Origin of the sequence: Bacillus sp. Marseille-Q3570, assembly GCF_946151055.1 — a bacterium.
Lineage (GTDB): Bacteria > Bacillota > Bacilli > Bacillales > Fictibacillaceae > Pseudalkalibacillus.
On the sequence record NZ_CAMGYZ010000041.1, the window covers coordinates 1 to 1,216 of the forward strand.

Annotated in this window: 1 protein-coding gene; it reads right to left on the minus strand. The window is 44.8% G+C overall.

Annotated elements, in window-relative coordinates:
* Positions 1-32: 32 nt before the first annotated feature.
* Positions 33-1,216: hypothetical protein (locus N8M93_RS22595; protein ID WP_261134898.1), on the minus strand; the 1,184-nt coding region annotated here is incomplete at its 5' end.

A 1,216-nucleotide genomic window follows, 5' to 3' on the forward strand; every position in this document is an offset into this window, starting at 1 on the left:
TTAAGTAGGGTGTCCAGTTCGTTGTACCAATTTTAGCTCACTTTCCTAAGCGTTTTGGTTCGTTCTGTAACCCAGTTTTTGGACAAGTGCTCGGTTGACCAAGTACTGATGTCCTTCAGTTTAACATTTACAATGCGCTCTTTGAAATTAATTGTTTTTGTAACGGATTCGTTCGAGACTTTTGGATATAACGGTATCGTCAGAACAAAAGACGTTACGCCGTACAGCTTGTTCGGCGATTTCTTGCTCTTATAAATACCAAAAGTAGATTCAATGATGTCGGATGATATATTGATGCTCATGTTACCTGTGAGAAATGCTTCTTCCCGATTGAAGTATTCAAGCATCCCGATACCGGCGCGTGCCTGTCGGGAATGTGCGTTTCCCAAGACATGAGTAATGACATAGAGCTTGCACTTCCTGCTCGTCATGACCGAGAAACCTTCGTTCTTGCAGATGGCCTCGATGTGTCTTACAGCACAAAGTACAGCCTGCAGTTCTTTCAGCAAGGATTCATAATCCTTTATGAAGGCATACGCTTCCTGCATTTTTTCCGGTAGCGTGTCATAGCAGTCAAGCATTTCATTACCCCAGAACACCCATGAAGGCATATTCATGAACCGTGATATGGCTCTCATGTTGGGAGGCAGCAAATATGCCTTGTCGGTCAGATGATACTGCAGTCTTTTCTTGCCAAGGAGTGTCGTAAACTCCACAAAATCAGATTGTTTCTCATAGACCTTCTGGGGAATCACACCCATGGAATGAATGATGTCTGAATGACGTATATGCCCGGATCCAGTGATGCCTTGGGTCAGATTATGACCATTGTCACTTATGATGTAATCGGGTGCATTTCTTGCAGATTTCTCTGCTTCCTCGATTCTGCCTTGAACATCATCGCAGTTGAAGCACTTGCTGACGGATATGTCAAGAATCGTGACATCCTCGTGTTTTATAGGGCGATTCTGATGCTCGGAAGGAATTGCAAGAGTCAAGAGAAGCTTCTGCCCGTTTATGGCAATACTCTCGTCTACGACCATTGCAAACTTCTTGTCCTTGCATGGCTGCTCATCCTGATAGACAGCGAGACCAAGTTTCTTCACCCAGTTTTCTATGGTGTTGTAGCACGGAACCTTTCCAAATGTATCACCCAACAGCTCGGCGAAGATCTCCAGGATAGTCACGACTGTGCGCAACCCACATGGTGTACGCA